The sequence below is a fragment of the Sphingopyxis sp. genome (assembly GCF_019459305.1).
Classification (GTDB): domain Bacteria; phylum Pseudomonadota; class Alphaproteobacteria; order Sphingomonadales; family Sphingomonadaceae; genus Sphingopyxis.
In genome coordinates, this window is record NZ_JAIBES010000058.1 from 1 (window position 1) to 13,542 (window position 13,542).

Below are 13,542 nucleotides of genomic sequence, written 5' to 3' on the forward strand. Positions count from 1 at the left end.
AACTACAGTGGGCAGCAACCGGGCGACCGGTAGCTAATCTCCAAAAGTTGTCTCAGTTCGGATTGTTCTCTGCAACTCGAGAGCATGAAGGCGGAATCGCTAGTAATCGCGGATCAGCATGCCGCGGTGAATACGTTCCCAGGCCTTGTACACACCGCCCGTCACACCATGGGAGTTGGTTTCACCCGAAGGCAGTGCTCTAACCCGCAAGGGAGGAAGCTGACCACGGTGGGATCAGCGACTGGGGTGAAGTCGTAACAAGGTAGCCGTAGGGGAACCTGCGGCTGGATCACCTCCTTTCTAAGGATTTCGGCAGAAAGCGCCTGACCCTCGGACTTCGGTCTCTCGGTCGGGAAGAGCTTCTACTGAATTCTAAGAACATTGCCGCCGTCCTCATGTCCCTTCATTCTGGAACATAGTCTCTTCGGAGATTATGCACCCGAGCTGGCCTCGCTAGCCCGACGCTAGCCCTATTGGGCTTCGTTCGGGTGGATGCGGGGGCCGGTAGCTCAGGTGGTTAGAGCGCACGCCTGATAAGCGTGAGGTCGTAGGTTCAACTCCTACTCGGCCCACCATTACCCGCATCGTTGCGACTTGGTTGGGGGCCTTAGCTCAGCTGGGAGAGCACCTGCTTTGCAAGCAGGGGGTCATCGGTTCGATCCCGATAGGCTCCACCATTTCCTGCCGCTTGCGGTGGGAAGTCGCCAACAGCGTATTTCCAGAAATGAAGACAACAGTTCCCGCTTTCGAGCGGGTTTTCAACGAAGCTTTGGCTTCGTTCATCGGCACTTTGACATTGTGAATGGGTTTTTCAATCGATGCCGCGCTGGTTCGATTGATGAAAAGCAAGCAGGTAACTGTTTGCGGATCGTCGATCAGATCAACGCAAGTAATATTTGGCTGAGAAAGAAAACAATCATCCGCATCATGAGCGACGCTGAATGCCATTCCCACCGCGGGGATGTCAGGATTGTCGTTGGTGGTGTGGACTCTCAAGTGTGAGGTAAGGGCGTTTGGTGAATGCCTTGGCATGCAGAGGCGATGAAGGACGTGGCACGCTGCGATAAGCGTTGGGGAGCTGTGAGCAAGCTTTGATCCAACGATTTCCGAATGGGGAAACCCACCCTCACCATTTAATTTCGCCGCCGAGCAATCGGCGTCGAAGGTTAAATGGGAAGGGTATCACCGAAGTGAATACATAGCTTTGGTGAAGCGAACCCGGGGAACTGAAACATCTCAGTACCCGGAGGAAAGGACATCAACAGAGACTCCCGTAGTAGTGGCGAGCGAACCGGGACCAGGCCAATGCCTTCGATTCAACTAACAGAAGCTTCTGGAAAGTAGCGCCATAGTGGGTGACAGCCCCGTATGTGAAAGTGATGTCGAAGGATTTGAGTAGGGCGGGACACGTGAAATCCTGTCTGAACGTAGGGGGACCACCCTCTAAGCCTAAGTACTCCTGCATGACCGATAGTGAACTAGTACCGTGAGGGAAAGGTGAAAAGCACCCCGATGAGGGGAGTGAAACAGTACCTGAAACCGAACGCCTACAAGCAGTTGGAGGGTCCTTGAGACCTGACAGCGTACCTCTTGCATAATGGGTCAGTGACTTAGTGTAACAAGCAAGCTTAAGCCGTTAGGTGTAGGCGCAGCGAAAGCGAGTCTGAATAGGGCGACTGAGTTTGTTGCATTAGACCCGAAACCCGGTGATCTAGGCATGACCAGGCTGAAGGTGCGGTAACACGCACTGGAGGGCCGAACCGTTCAATGTTGAAAAATTGTCGGATGAGTTGTGTTTAGGGGTGAAAGGCCAATCAAACCGGGAAATAGCTGGTTCTCCGCGAAATCTATTGAGGTAGAGCGTCAGACGAATACCTTGGGGGGTAGAGCACTGGATGGATGCGGGGGTCGCGAGATCTACCAATTCTAACCAAACTCCGAATACCCAAGAGTAATATCTGGCAGACAGACGGCGGGTGCTAAGGTCCGTCGTCAAAAGGGAAACAGCCCTGACCTACAGCTAAGGTCCCCAAGTCACGTCTAAGTGGTAAAGCATGTGGGAATCCCAAAACAACCAGGAGGTTGGCTTAGAAGCAGCCATCCTTTAAAGAAAGCGTAACAGCTCACTGGTCTAAATAAGGGTTCCTGCGGCGAAAATGTAACGGGGCTCAAGACGTGCACCGAAGCTTAGGGTGTGTAGTTTACTACACGCGGTAGCGGAGCGTTCCGTAGGCTGATGAAGCGATCTGGTAATGGGTCGTGGAGGTATCGGAAGTGCGAATGCTGACATGAGTAGCGATAAACAGGGTGAGATGCCCTGTCGCCGAAATTCCAAGGGTTCCTGCTTAAAGCTAATCTGAGCAGGGTAAGCCGGCCCCTAAGACGAGCCCGAAGGGGGTAGTCGATGGGAACCACGTTAATATTCGTGGGCCTGGAGGTGTGTGACGGATCTCGTAAATTGTTTGCTCTTATTGGATTGAGCAGGCTTTGAAGAGGTTCCAGGAAATAGCCCCTCCATTATAGACCGTACCCTAAACCGACACAGGTGGAATGGTAGAGTATACCAAGGCGCTTGAGAGAAGTCTCCTGAAGGAACTCGGCAAATTGCCTCCGTACCTTCGGAAGAAGGAGGCCCCACTTCTGGGCAACCAGTTGTGGGGGGCACAGGCCAGGGGGTAGCGACTGTTTAGCAAAAACACAGGGCTCTGCTAAGTCGGCTTCAAGACGACGTATAGGGCCTGACGCCTGCCCGGTGCCTGAAGGTTAAGTGGAGTGGTGCAAGCTGCGAAATGAAGCCCAGGTAAACGGCGGCCGTAACTATAACGGTCCTAAGGTAGCGAAATTCCTTGTCGGGTAAGTTCCGACCTGCACGAATGGCGTAACGACTTCCCCACTGTCTCCAGGAGATGCTCAGCGAAATTGAATTCTCCGTGAAGATGCGGAGTACCCGCGGTTAGACGGAAAGACCCCGTGCACCTTTACTGCAGCTTCAGAGTGGCATTAGGAAAGAACTGTGTAGCATAGGTGGGAGGCTTTGAAGCCAGGTCGCCAGATCTGGTGGAGCCATAGGTGAAATACCACCCTGTTGTTTTCTGATGTCTAACCTCGATCCATGAAACTGGATCAGGGACCCTCTGTGGCGGGTAGTTTGACTGGGGCGGTCGCCTCCTAAAGAGTAACGGAGGCGCGCGATGGTAGGCTCAGGACGGTTGGAAACCGTCTGCAAGAGTGCAATGGCATAAGCCTGCCTGACTGCGAGACTGACGAGTCGAGCAGAGACGAAAGTCGGTCATAGTGATCCGGTGGTCCCGAGTGGAAGGGCCATCGCTCAACGGATAAAAGGTACGCCGGGGATAACAGGCTGATGATTCCCAAGAGCTCATATCGACGGAATCGTTTGGCACCTCGATGTCGGCTCATCACATCCTGGGGCTGGAGCAGGTCCCAAGGGTTTGGCTGTTCGCCAATTAAAGTGGTACGTGAGCTGGGTTCAGAACGTCGTGAGACAGTTTGGTCCCTATCTGCCGTGGGCGTCGAAATTTGAGAGGAGTTGACCCTAGTACGAGAGGACCGGGTTGAACATACCTCTGGTGTACCTGTCGTCACGCCAGTGGCGCAGCAGGGTAGCTATGTATGGACGGGATAACCGCTGAAAGCATCTAAGCGGGAAGCCTCCCTCAAGATAAGATTTCATAGAGCCGTGGAAGACCACCACGTTGATAGATCGGATGTAGAAGCGCGGTAACGTGTGGAGCTAACCGATACTAATTGCTCTATTCGCACTTAAGAGTCCCACCATCAACGACAGTCCTGAAGGGCCAAAAGCCTCAGAATTGTCCGCGAAGTGGATGATTGTAAAATAGTCCAAATTGCACGGGCATTCGATTGAAACCCAAATTCGACCCACGCCGGCTTCATTGCTTGGTGACCATGGCGTCAGTGACCCACCCGATCCCATCTCGAACTCGGCCGTGAAACCTGACAGCGCCGATGGTACTATGGCTCAAGCCCTGGAAGAGTAGGACGTCGCCAGGCATTGTAGCCGACGTGTGGCCGAATATGGAAAAACCCATTCACAAAGTTAGAGGCCGGCAGAAATGCCGGCCTTTTGCTGTTATCGCGGATCGCTTCGGCATCGCGACATTGGTGGCGCGGGATGGAGCAGCCCGGTAGCTCGTCAGGCTCATAACCTGAAGGTCGTAGGTTCAAATCCTACTCCCGCAACCAACAAAATATCGGAATCACAATGATTTAACAAAAAGCCTCGGTCCTCGGATCGGGGCTTTTGTTCGTTCTGGCGCTAACACAAAGCTAACACAAATTGACGGCTCGATAAAAACCTGATAGCCAAAGGTCATTATCGACGGCGTTGAGGAGACGGCCCGTGGAATCGCACCAAATTTTGAACGGCAAGGTTCAGCTTTACAGGCGCGGCGACAGCCGGATTTGGCAGTGTGCCGCTTCGGTCGGGGGCAAGCAGCGACGCGCAACCACGAAGCGCGATAGTCTCTCATTGGCGACGGAGTTTGCCGAGGACTGGTATCTCGAACTTCGCGGGAAGGACAAAAGCGGCACCCTGCTGTCCGAAAGGAGCTTCGCTCTGGCTGCGACCCAATTTTTGCGCGAGTATGAAATCATCACAGAGGGCGAGCGTAGCAAGAAGTGGACCGATGGACACGAGATCCGGTTGCGCGTTCACTTGTTGCCGTTCTTCGGTGAGCTAGGTGTATCGAAGGTGACGGCGGGTAAGGTGCAGGACTATCGCATTCACCGTATGACATCGCGGCTCGAAGCCAATCCCCATTCCCGCAGTAATCGTCCCTTGGTCGACAAACCGCCAGCGCGCAGCACGCTTCACAACGAGATTGTCACGCTACGGCAAGTCCTGAAAACTGCCATCCGTCAAGGCTGGCTTGAACATTTGCCCGATCTGTCTGCGCCTTACCGGACACAGGGCAAGATCGTGCACCGGCCTTGGTTCAGCCCTGCTGAATACAAGCAGCTTTATGAGGCGACCCGCGCGTATGCGCGTGACCCTTTCCATGCCAGTCACAAATGGAATGCCGAACAGGTGCACGACTATGTGCTGTTCCTCGCCAATACCGGCCTACGGCCAGATGAGGCGAAGAACCTCCAGCACCGCGACGTCGCGATTGTCGAGGATGAAGCAACCGGCGAGACGATCTTGGAAATCGAAGTTCGCGGCAAGCGCGGGGTTGGTTATTGCAAGTCGATGCCTAGTGCGGTGCGGCCCTATCAACGTCTACTTGGTCGCGCAAAGCCGGTGCAAGCAGAGAGCCGCAGGGAGAAGCAGCGTCGTCGTCGAGAAGGATTGCCGGACTACGCCACCGAACCGCCACTGCTGGAATATCCCCAACTCACTGATCCCGTCTTCTCTGGCAATCATGTCAAACTCTTCAATGGCATATTGGACCGTGCAAAACTCAAGCGTGACCGCGACGAAAAGCCACGCACGGCTTACAGCTTACGCCATACTTACATCTGTATGCGATTGATGGAGGGTGCCGACATCTACCAGATCGCCAAAAACTGTCGCACCAGTGTCGAAATGATCGAGAAATTCTACGCCGCGCATATCAAGAGCACCCTTGATGCGGCGTCGATCAATGTCCGTCGTCCCAAACCTGCGGCGAGAAAGCCGCAACCCGGGCGTTCCGCGTTCGATATCGAAGACGACGAATAACATTGCCGTTGGCCTGATTGCTACAAGCCGTTGAACATCGGCTGCGATCACGCCCAAGCGATGAAGATTTGACCAAACGGTCACATTCGTCGCTTTCCAGCGAAATGACAGCGAAGGACTGTCATGTTGGCCGCACGAATCCCGAAGGGGATTTGGCCATCGCCCATCAAAAAGGGTGCTCAAACGCAGATCGCGCATCTACCGTTGTTCAGCCTAAAAGTGCACAAAGCGAAATTTCTTGCATGTCGGAAATTCCGACATTATACCATTTCAATGTAGTCGAATCATGCGGAGATCACATGGCCACTCTTGCACCACCAGCGCCCATCGTAAAATCCTTTCCAATGAAGAAAGTGTTGGACGCGTTGACTCATGAGTTACTGGGCGTTGCGCAGTCCGAAGCGCTGGTTCGCGGTATAACTTTGCCGACGGCTCCAGCCGATGCCGTTAAAGCTGCCGTTCCGATGGATTCGCTTACGGTCGTTGACGCACTCTGTGTGCTTGATGCCATCGTCGGTTTCCAGCTTAAAGAAAGCATTGTTCAGATGGGTGGCTACAATTCGGTCGAGGCCGCCTTGCAGAACATGATCCCCAAGATCGAAAAGGCGTGGCTTCGCAAACAAGGAGCAAAGAAATGAGCAATTTGGCAACCCGTCCCGATAGTGATGATATGGAACGCAAGCTGCTTGGCGACCGCCTGCGAGAAGCGCGGAAATATCTTGGTCTCAAACAGGACGAAGTGGCGTCCTATCTCAAAATCCCGCGCACAGCGCTTACCGATATCGAGAATGGGCAGCGCCGCGTCGAAGCAATTGAATTGACCCACCTCGCAAGATTATACCGCCAATCAGTTGGCTATTTTACAGGTGAGGATGACGTGTCGGCATCACTGCCGGTTGACGTAGCGCATCTGGCGCGCCGTGTAGCGGACCTTTCCGCTCCAGATCGTAAAGAATTGAGCCGTTTTGCCGAGTATCTTCGAACCCGGACGACCACGGGGCAGAGCTGACCAGTGGCAACCGACTATGCAAGCGCCGTTAGGACCGGGGCGATGGCGGCGGGGCGACTCCACAGAACACTGGGAACCCGTGCGCTGATCGAAAGTCGCGCCGGGGCGGTGGATGTATTCGGTGCCATCGCTTCGCTCGATCTACCCTTGTTGCTTCGTCCGCTCCACGGGTTGCTGGGTGCATTCCTCAACGAACCCATTCCGGGTATATTGATTACCACCGAGCGCTCGATGAGCATCCAACGCTTCACGGCGGCGCACGAACTGGGTCATTTTTCACTCGATCATCAACCTAGCCTCGACGATGAATCTATCCTGCGTCGGATGCCCACGTCTCCCGAACCGACGGGACATTTTCAGGAAGCGGAAGCCGACTCGTTTGCCATTGCCTTCATGATGCCAAAATGGCTCATTCTTGAGCATTGCTCCAGGCAAGGGTGGCAAATTGCCGATCTGCGTCGTCCTGAAATTGTCTATCAGCTCTCGCTCCGGATGGGCGCGAGTTATGAGGCAACGTGCCGGACGCTCGTTCGTTATGAGCTTCTTGCATTCGCAGATATGCAGAGCTTACGCCAAACCGAACCGCGACTCCTGAAAACTAACCTCCTTATGGATTTTCGTCCTGCGGACTACCGCCGTGACGTGTGGCTTTTGACAGAGCGGGACGAAGGAACACGGATTGATGGCAGCCGGCATGATCTGTTCGTCCTTCGACTGACTGAGCACAGCAACGGAGGATATATCTGGAATTTCGACCAACTTGTGGCCAGCGGCTTTGCGATCGTAAGAGACGTGCGACAAGAAATCGATGCGAACGGCGTCGGCAGCCCCGTACTGCGCCAAGTTACGGCCGCGCCCGAGATCGCTGCGCGTGGGCATTTGTTGATCGAAGAGTTTCGTCCTTGGCAGCCATCGCCAGCCCTATCCCAGCTTGCTCTTGATTTTGACCTGACCGGCCCCGAGGAAGAGGGCTTTTCGCGTGCTGAGCGTCGTCGATTGCTAGAAGCCGCGTAAGACAGCCATGCTCACAGTCGAGACCGACCTTCGGCCATTGTTCGGGCCTGCGCGTGACCAAGGCCAACGTCCTACCTGTCTGGCATTTGCAGCCAGTGATGCGCACGCCGGGCTTCGTGCCGATTGGGTGCCATTGTCATGCGAATTTGCCTTCTATCACGCGCAGCGGCGCTCAAACAGTTCGCCTCTGCAAGGTGCGACGTTGGGATCAATCCTTGAAGCGCTTAAGCAAGACGGCCAGCCAGCTGAGGAAGGCTGGCCGTATTTGACCAATCTGCCGTCTGACTATGGCAGCTGGTTTCCACCAGCGAAACTAGGGCCGATTTTCCGGCGTGGCGGGTCTGCTTGTGCTGACGCGTTGACGGCTATAATCGACAAGCTCGACCGGAATGAACCGGTTATCTTACTGACGACGCTATCTCCGTCGTTCTATGCCCCTACGATCAATGGCATTGTTGATCCTGCGGATGGGGAAGCCCCCGATCCAGCGCTCCGTCACGCCATAATTGCCGTAGGGCATGGCACCTTCAATGGATCAACAATAGTTTTGATCCGCAACAGCTGGGGTCAGGCTTGGGGTATCAACGGTTATGCTTGGCTGACCGAGAGGTTCCTGACACCTCGCTTGTTTGCCACAGCCAGTCTTTTGGAGGATGTCGATGTATTTACCGATCCCGTCACAACCTGATTGTGTTTCCGCCTGGCGTGAAGCCGTACGTCATGTCGATTTGCAATCTGGACATCACGCGTATAATGTCATCATTGACGTTGCTGATCCCACTGCACGGTCAACCCTGACTGATCCAGTTGTTGCGGCTCATGACAAGTTTCTATTAGCTTGGGAACAGAAGCCGATAGAGACCGTCTCCAACACGATCTTTCCGGCCAGCCTTTATAATCGCTTCGGAGCTCCTGACTTTTTTGATCGGTTCCGCGATAACATTATGCCGCGGCTGCCCCGACGATCCGACAACTGGTCTGGCTACTATTTTGAACGCATGATGCAGATGCCACAAAAAGATGGTACTGATTTCAACCAGCTTTGGGACATTGTCGAACGCATTCGCGACCCAAATGTGCGCGCGCTGAACAAATTCGAGATCAGTATCTTTGACCCCACCCGCGATGTCGATAAATCACCATATGGTGGTCAATGCCTTAGTTTTGCGAGTCTTAAAGTCATTGGAAAGGGAACCCAGCGTCAGATCGGGATGACGGCTTTCTATCGCAACCACTTCTACGTCGAAAAATTGCTTGGCAATCTTATCGGTCTCGGTCGCCTGATGAGTTTTATTGGAAAGGAAAGCGGCATCGCTGTCGGGCCACTAACCGTTGTTTCAACGCACGCACAGATCGATCAACCCCGAAACGAAGGCGCAAATGCTACTCGCGCTGACATTGCCGATCTGTTGCAACAATGCGATCAAGCAAATGCGAAAGTGTTGGCCGTTGTATGAGATACTTCCAATGGTAGGACAAACTCGTCCTTCCTTGGCTTGTCTTCGATGCCGTAGAGCGCATACATCGTGGCCACAAATTCGCTCTGGCCGCCGTAGCTTGGGTGTCTTGCTGCGCTGGTCGGAATACCAAGCTCCCCGAGTGCCATTTGCGCATCTCTGCCTATCGCCACAATCTGACGCGGACGCAGCATCTGTATGAGCGATTGGAGTAATGACCAGGTTGCAGTACGTTCAGAACGGGTATGACAGCGATTGGAAAGCGGGTCGTCCGCCTCGTGAGGATGGAACGGAAAGACGTTCCAAAGCATCACCGGTTTGTCAATCTGTGTGAGCACGCGCCAAATCACCGCCGCTGTCCTTTCCGCAACGACCGGGCCTTGCGTAGCGCGTTCAAATGAAACGCCGCCCATCAACGCTCCTGCATGATCCAGATGAACTTCATCAGTTAACGGTACGCCCGTCCGCCGTCCTCCGCGATAACCAAGATCCCTCGCGATCCAAATGGTTTCTGCCTTTGCATCGAGAACAGCTTCGAGCATGTGAGTCAGATTGTTTCGGCGCTTTGCCGCAGCATCCGGGCGATCATGAACGCTGCATCGTTCTCCCCACGGGTTGAACACCGATGGCGCGCTAAACTCCGCAAGCTGTTCAACAAAATGCTTGGGCGTCATAATGGCAATTCCTTAATGCGGAGCCGTCGATTAGGAGAATCGATTAGAACCCGGCCGCGACGATGCTTCTGGAGAAATCGGAAGGCCGCGTAGCCTTGAAGGATGGCATCCTCCCAAAGCCACAATGGGCAGCGTTCTGATTCGTAACCGGTGACGAACTGGCGAATATGCTTCAGCATGTCCAGCGGAAGTCCGCCCCGTTTTACTCCCTCAAAGAAATTCAGCTGCTGTGCTTGGCCGAATATCCATGACGTGACACCTTCTTCAATGAGTATGGCACGCGCGCCATCCTCAGCGTCGTCCAGCTTCGGAACACTCTTTCGTTTCAGTCGCAACAGCGCCCGCACCACCGGTGACCAACCCAGAACCGCGACATGCGCATAATGAAAGACATCATGAAACCGGTAATCGTCCGGTTCAAGGGCGTTATCGGTCAATCTGTCGCCAACAAAGACCCCGCTCGATTTCTGGAACACATAGACCTGTTTGCGAACTGAACGCTCAAACACGTCAATGGTCATGCGTCGTGGCAGTTGCTCCTCGGTATCCATTGGAGCATCGAACGGCTCTGGAAATGTCCGGTCGCGGGGCCAGCGATCAAAAATTTTGTGCTGGTTCTTGATGGCTGCTGCTTCAAGTGTCGCACCCGAGTCATTTGCTGCCTGAATCAATTGACGCATCACGAGCGTCAGGCACGCCAACATTTTGGCCTGCCCTTTGAGAGCGCCAGATTGATAGTCGTTGACCAATAATCCGATCTGGCCGGCGAGCGCCAAAAGTCTATGCTCGAACTGCGCCGACGGCTCGGTCGTCATGGGTATGTGAGCGGGCTGCATCGCATGAAACGTCAAGCTATCATCCGCTGCATTGCCTACACGTGTTGCATCCAATGCATTGGCAGCGATCGTGCTGAGAGGAATGCCGCTGCGACGTGCGATAGATGCCAGATACCACAGAACGTCGCCTAGCTCTTCCGATACAGCTTCGGCATAGCCCAAATAAGAAGCCTTATCACGCTGCTTCTTCTTGACCTCACTGAGCAAGCTGCCCGTTTCGCCAAATGCACCGAGCATCGAAAAGCTTAGCGCGTGTTTCCCCTTTCGCTGATCCGTCAGCGCAGCTTGACGCGCATATTCATCAATAGTGAGCGGTATAAAGCTGTCGGCCATCAATGCCTCTTTCTGCGGTCGCAAATAGCGTCGATTGGGACGTCCACCCCATAAGCTTGAAGCGCCCTTAGCACCACCATCCTGATTGATTCCCGACCATTGATCGCCTTCAGACGCAGGTCGTATTTTGTCTCGCTCGGCACCTGAATCTGGAGATGCTCTTCGGCATCAAGGCTTTCGCAGTCAATTTTCATGAAATCATTAAATCATAGTTTAATGAAATAAGCGAATGGATTTGTGCCTTCACGGATCTGGAGCCAGATTTCAGAGTTCGAAGTAGAATGCCGATTAGTTCGATGGGGAAAGCCTTCCCCTACTGTCCAATCCGCTTCGCGGTTTTGTCAGACCCCTTCTGCGGGGACACCCCGCAACGCCCCGCGAAAATGAGCGGGATTTTCTAAGGTCGCACTCTGTCCCGCGCTTCGCGCTCCTTGAGGGTGCGGCGTTTTTGAGCTGACCCGCAGGCACTCTTGCGCACTCCTGGCCGGACGCCCGCTGGCCCACAGGCCCGGGCGCAGGGCGTCCGGCTGGCGTCGTTTTGTGCAAGGGTGCCGTTCTTGTTGGGCCGCTGCGCGGCGATGTTCTTTCAATGATATTCCACTGATCTTCGGACGGCGCTGGTGCGCCGGCGTTTTCGTGGCCGTCCCCGAAGAGGGGGATGGGCGGCGCTTCCGGCTAGGCCCGCCGCGCTCAGGCGCAACCCGCAAGCGGGTCTTTCACTGTGTTACAGCCTTACAGGTGCGCCTGATCCCGGCGGGCCTCTTGGTCGCTCTTTGCCGCCCACCCCCCTCTCCGGGGTCGGTGTGGTTTTTGGGCGAGGAGGCTGTGATGGCGGTTGGCAATCGGAAACGTGGTTTTGGCGGCAAGGGTAAGGCGGCGCTGCGCACCGCGCGCGGGAGCGATGCGCCCCGCGCTTCGCTTTATGACGAGGTGACGGCTAAGATTATCGCCCAGCTTGAAGCGGGTTGCTTTCCTTGGGCGCAGCCGTGGAGTTCAGCGGCGGCAGTGCCGGGACTCCCCCGCAACGCGGTTTCGGGGCGTCCCTATTCGGGGGTCAATGTTCTCATATTGTGGGGCGCGGTCATTGAAGGCTGTTACCCGTCACAGGATTGGTTGACCTTTCGGCAGTCTTTGGCCGCTGGCGGATGCGTTCGCAAGGGTGAGCGCGGGCATACGATTTTCTATACCGACCGCTTCACGCCCGACGATGGGCGCGAGGGTGGAGACGCGCCAGAAGGCGAACCCCGCACAATTCCGTTCCTCAAACGCTTTGTCGTGTTCAACGCGGCGCAGTGTGACGGCCTGCCCGAACGGCTGACAGCCGACCCGACACCGTTGCCGCCCTGCGAACAGCACGAAAGCGCGGAGGCGTTGATTGCCGCGACGGGTGCCGATTTCCGCATTGGTGGCGCGCGGGCCTTTTATGACGTGGGCGGAGATTATGTGCAGGTGCCGCCGCAACCGGCATTTACCCACCAGATCGACTTTTACCGGACGGCCTTGCACGAGCTAGGCCACTGGACGGGCAGCAAAACGCGGCTGGCGCGTGACCAGTCGGGCGGCTTCGGTTCCGCGCTTTATGCCCGCGAGGAATTGTGTGCCGAACTGGCCTCGGCCTATCTTTGCGCGGCGCTTGGTATCGTCCCCACCGTTCGCCATGCCGACTATCTCGGCTCTTGGCTTAATGTGTTGCGCGCCGACAATCGCGCCATTTTCAAAGCGGCATCGCAAGCTAGCAAGGCGGCTGATTTTCTGTTGGCGTTCGTTCGGGAGAGCGAATGCACCTTGGCGCGGGCGGCATGAGCGCCGCGCTCCCCTCCAAAGACCGGCTTGCGTCCGAGCAGACTTCCATCGGTGAGCAGACGCTTGTTTACGGCGTTGCGCCGATCACCCCACGCGACCGGCTCACCATGCGCGCCAATGCGCCGCTGGAGCCGCGCAAGGCGCAGCGGCCCGCCGATCATGGCCTGTTCGATACCAACGCCCGCAACCAGATCGAGATGTTTTGAAGGGATTATCTTTATGCTTTTGCTCACCCAAGACCAGCGCGAGAGGTTGATTGCCAACGGCAAAAACTGTGGCGATCATGTGCCAGTCGTCAAACTCTTTTCGCCTGTTGGCGCGGCCACTTGGCTGTTTTCCGAATTGGACGAGGACGGCGACACGCTGTTCGGGCTTTGCGACCTTGGCTTTGGTTGCCCCGAAATGGGTTCAGCCAGCCTAGCTGAAATTGCGGCGGTGTCGTTGCCGTTCGGGCTGACCATCGAGCGCGACCTGTGTTTTGAAGGCCGCTTTCCGCTGACCATTTACGCCGATGCCGCCCGCTTGGCGGGCAGCATCACCGAGGACGCGGCGCGGCTCGAAGCCGCAGCCACCGCCCGCGCCCAAGAAAGTCCAGCCCTTCCGCCGCCTTGACCCCCAAGGCGGCGGCAGACCCCCCGCGGGATAATCCAGCGCGGGCAACCGGCCCCATCCACCCCGCCCCCCCAGAATCCCCGAGGGAGGGGCCCGAGCC

The 13,542-nt window shown here is 55.6% G+C and carries 12 protein-coding genes, 3 tRNA genes and 3 rRNA genes; 15 read left to right on the forward strand and 3 right to left on the reverse strand.

The window, feature by feature from the left end; genetic code table 11:
• The 12 genes from K0M74_RS06435 to K0M74_RS06490 form a co-directional block, all read left to right on the forward strand.
• Positions 1-300 (forward strand): 16S ribosomal RNA (locus tag K0M74_RS06435); the annotation flags it as partial.
• Between the two features lie 198 nt (positions 301-498).
• Positions 499-575, forward strand: a tRNA-Ile gene (locus K0M74_RS06440).
• 26 nt (positions 576-601) lie between these two features.
• Positions 602-677 (forward strand) — tRNA-Ala (locus K0M74_RS06445).
• Positions 678-994: 317 nt separating this feature from the next.
• Positions 995-3,787 (forward strand): 23S ribosomal RNA (locus K0M74_RS06450).
• A 133-nt stretch (positions 3,788-3,920) separates the two neighbouring features.
• Positions 3,921-4,035 (forward strand): 5S ribosomal RNA (gene rrf, locus K0M74_RS06455).
• A gap of 115 nt (positions 4,036-4,150) precedes the next feature.
• A tRNA-Met gene (locus tag K0M74_RS06460) sits at positions 4,151-4,227 on the forward strand.
• A gap of 157 nt (positions 4,228-4,384) precedes the next feature.
• Positions 4,385-5,704, forward strand: coding sequence for a site-specific integrase (locus K0M74_RS06465; RefSeq protein ID WP_293969360.1), 1,320 nt, complete (start codon positions 4,385-4,387; stop codon positions 5,702-5,704).
• 104 nt (positions 5,705-5,808) lie between these two features.
• A complete protein-coding gene (locus K0M74_RS06470) occupies positions 5,809-6,342 on the forward strand; it encodes a hypothetical protein (RefSeq protein WP_293969364.1) in 534 nt (177 codons plus the stop codon).
• Positions 6,339-6,713, forward strand: a complete 375-nt coding sequence (locus tag K0M74_RS06475) for a helix-turn-helix transcriptional regulator (protein ID WP_293969367.1) — start codon at positions 6,339-6,341, stop codon at positions 6,711-6,713. The genes K0M74_RS06470 and K0M74_RS06475 overlap by 4 nt, the downstream gene beginning before the upstream one ends.
• Positions 6,714-6,716: 3 nt before the next feature.
• Positions 6,717-7,727 carry an ImmA/IrrE family metallo-endopeptidase gene (locus tag K0M74_RS06480; RefSeq protein WP_293969370.1) on the forward strand — a complete coding sequence of 337 codons (1,011 nt, stop codon included), beginning with the start codon at positions 6,717-6,719 and terminating at the stop codon, positions 7,725-7,727.
• A gap of 7 nt (positions 7,728-7,734) precedes the next feature.
• On the forward strand, positions 7,735-8,415 hold the full coding sequence (locus K0M74_RS06485) for a C1 family peptidase (protein ID WP_293969373.1): 681 nt from the start codon (positions 7,735-7,737) through the stop codon (positions 8,413-8,415).
• Positions 8,387-9,184, forward strand: coding sequence for a hypothetical protein (locus K0M74_RS06490; RefSeq protein WP_293969376.1), 798 nt, complete (start codon positions 8,387-8,389; stop codon positions 9,182-9,184). The genes K0M74_RS06485 and K0M74_RS06490 overlap by 29 nt, the downstream gene beginning before the upstream one ends.
• On the opposite strand, the gene K0M74_RS06495 is transcribed toward K0M74_RS06490, so the two are convergent.
• From K0M74_RS06495 to K0M74_RS06505, 3 genes are read right to left on the reverse strand one after another with little or no spacing between them, the layout of a single operon-like run.
• Positions 9,151-9,858 carry a uracil-DNA glycosylase gene (locus tag K0M74_RS06495; protein ID WP_293969379.1) on the reverse strand — a complete coding sequence of 236 codons (708 nt, stop codon included), beginning with the start codon at positions 9,856-9,858 and terminating at the stop codon, positions 9,151-9,153. The two genes, K0M74_RS06490 and K0M74_RS06495, sit on opposite strands and share 34 nt — an antisense overlap.
• A complete protein-coding gene (locus K0M74_RS06500; RefSeq protein WP_293969382.1) occupies positions 9,855-11,027 on the reverse strand; it encodes a nucleoside triphosphate pyrophosphohydrolase family protein in 1,173 nt (390 codons plus the stop codon). Before K0M74_RS06500 ends, K0M74_RS06495 begins: the two co-directional genes overlap by 4 nt.
• Positions 11,027-11,221, reverse strand: coding sequence for a hypothetical protein (locus K0M74_RS06505; RefSeq protein ID WP_293969385.1), 195 nt, complete (start codon positions 11,219-11,221; stop codon positions 11,027-11,029). The genes K0M74_RS06500 and K0M74_RS06505 overlap by 1 nt, the downstream gene beginning before the upstream one ends.
• Positions 11,222-11,855: 634 nt before the next feature.
• Between K0M74_RS06505 and K0M74_RS06510 the strand changes: the two genes are divergently transcribed.
• Genes K0M74_RS06510 through K0M74_RS06520 form a run of 3 tightly spaced genes read left to right on the forward strand, consistent with a single transcriptional unit; the run spans position 11,856 to position 13,442 of the window.
• A complete protein-coding gene (locus tag K0M74_RS06510; protein WP_293969388.1) occupies positions 11,856-12,830 on the forward strand; it encodes a zincin-like metallopeptidase domain-containing protein in 975 nt (324 codons plus the stop codon).
• Entirely contained in the window at positions 12,827-13,036 is a 210-nt protein-coding gene (locus K0M74_RS06515; RefSeq protein ID WP_293969391.1) for a hypothetical protein, read from the forward strand. Before K0M74_RS06510 ends, K0M74_RS06515 begins: the two co-directional genes overlap by 4 nt.
• Positions 13,037-13,049: 13 nt before the next feature.
• Positions 13,050-13,442: a DUF2958 domain-containing protein gene (locus K0M74_RS06520; protein WP_293969394.1), complete on the forward strand. Its 393-nt coding sequence runs from the start codon at positions 13,050-13,052 to the stop codon at positions 13,440-13,442.
• Positions 13,443-13,542: the final 100 nt, after the last annotated feature.

Excerpts from the sequence above, each read along its gene's own strand:
- K0M74_RS06470 (WP_293969364.1), top strand. The coding sequence starts at position 5,809 with ATGACAGCGAAGGACTGTCATGTTGGCCGCACGAATCCCGAAGGGGAT.
- K0M74_RS06475 (WP_293969367.1), top strand. The coding sequence starts at position 6,339 with ATGAGCAATTTGGCAACCCGTCCCGATAGTGATGATATGGAACGCAAG.
- K0M74_RS06485 (WP_293969373.1), top strand. The coding sequence starts at position 7,735 with ATGCTCACAGTCGAGACCGACCTTCGGCCATTGTTCGGGCCTGCGCGT.
- K0M74_RS06490 (WP_293969376.1), top strand. The coding sequence starts at position 8,387 with ATGTATTTACCGATCCCGTCACAACCTGATTGTGTTTCCGCCTGGCGT.
- K0M74_RS06495 (WP_293969379.1), bottom strand. The coding sequence starts at position 9,858 with ATGACGCCCAAGCATTTTGTTGAACAGCTTGCGGAGTTTAGCGCGCCA.
- K0M74_RS06500 (WP_293969382.1), bottom strand. The coding sequence starts at position 11,027 with ATGGCCGACAGCTTTATACCGCTCACTATTGATGAATATGCGCGTCAA.
- K0M74_RS06505 (WP_293969385.1), bottom strand. The coding sequence starts at position 11,221 with ATGAAAATTGACTGCGAAAGCCTTGATGCCGAAGAGCATCTCCAGATT.
- K0M74_RS06510 (WP_293969388.1), top strand. The coding sequence starts at position 11,856 with ATGGCGGTTGGCAATCGGAAACGTGGTTTTGGCGGCAAGGGTAAGGCG.
- K0M74_RS06515 (WP_293969391.1), top strand. The coding sequence starts at position 12,827 with ATGAGCGCCGCGCTCCCCTCCAAAGACCGGCTTGCGTCCGAGCAGACT.
- K0M74_RS06520 (WP_293969394.1), top strand. The coding sequence starts at position 13,050 with ATGCTTTTGCTCACCCAAGACCAGCGCGAGAGGTTGATTGCCAACGGC.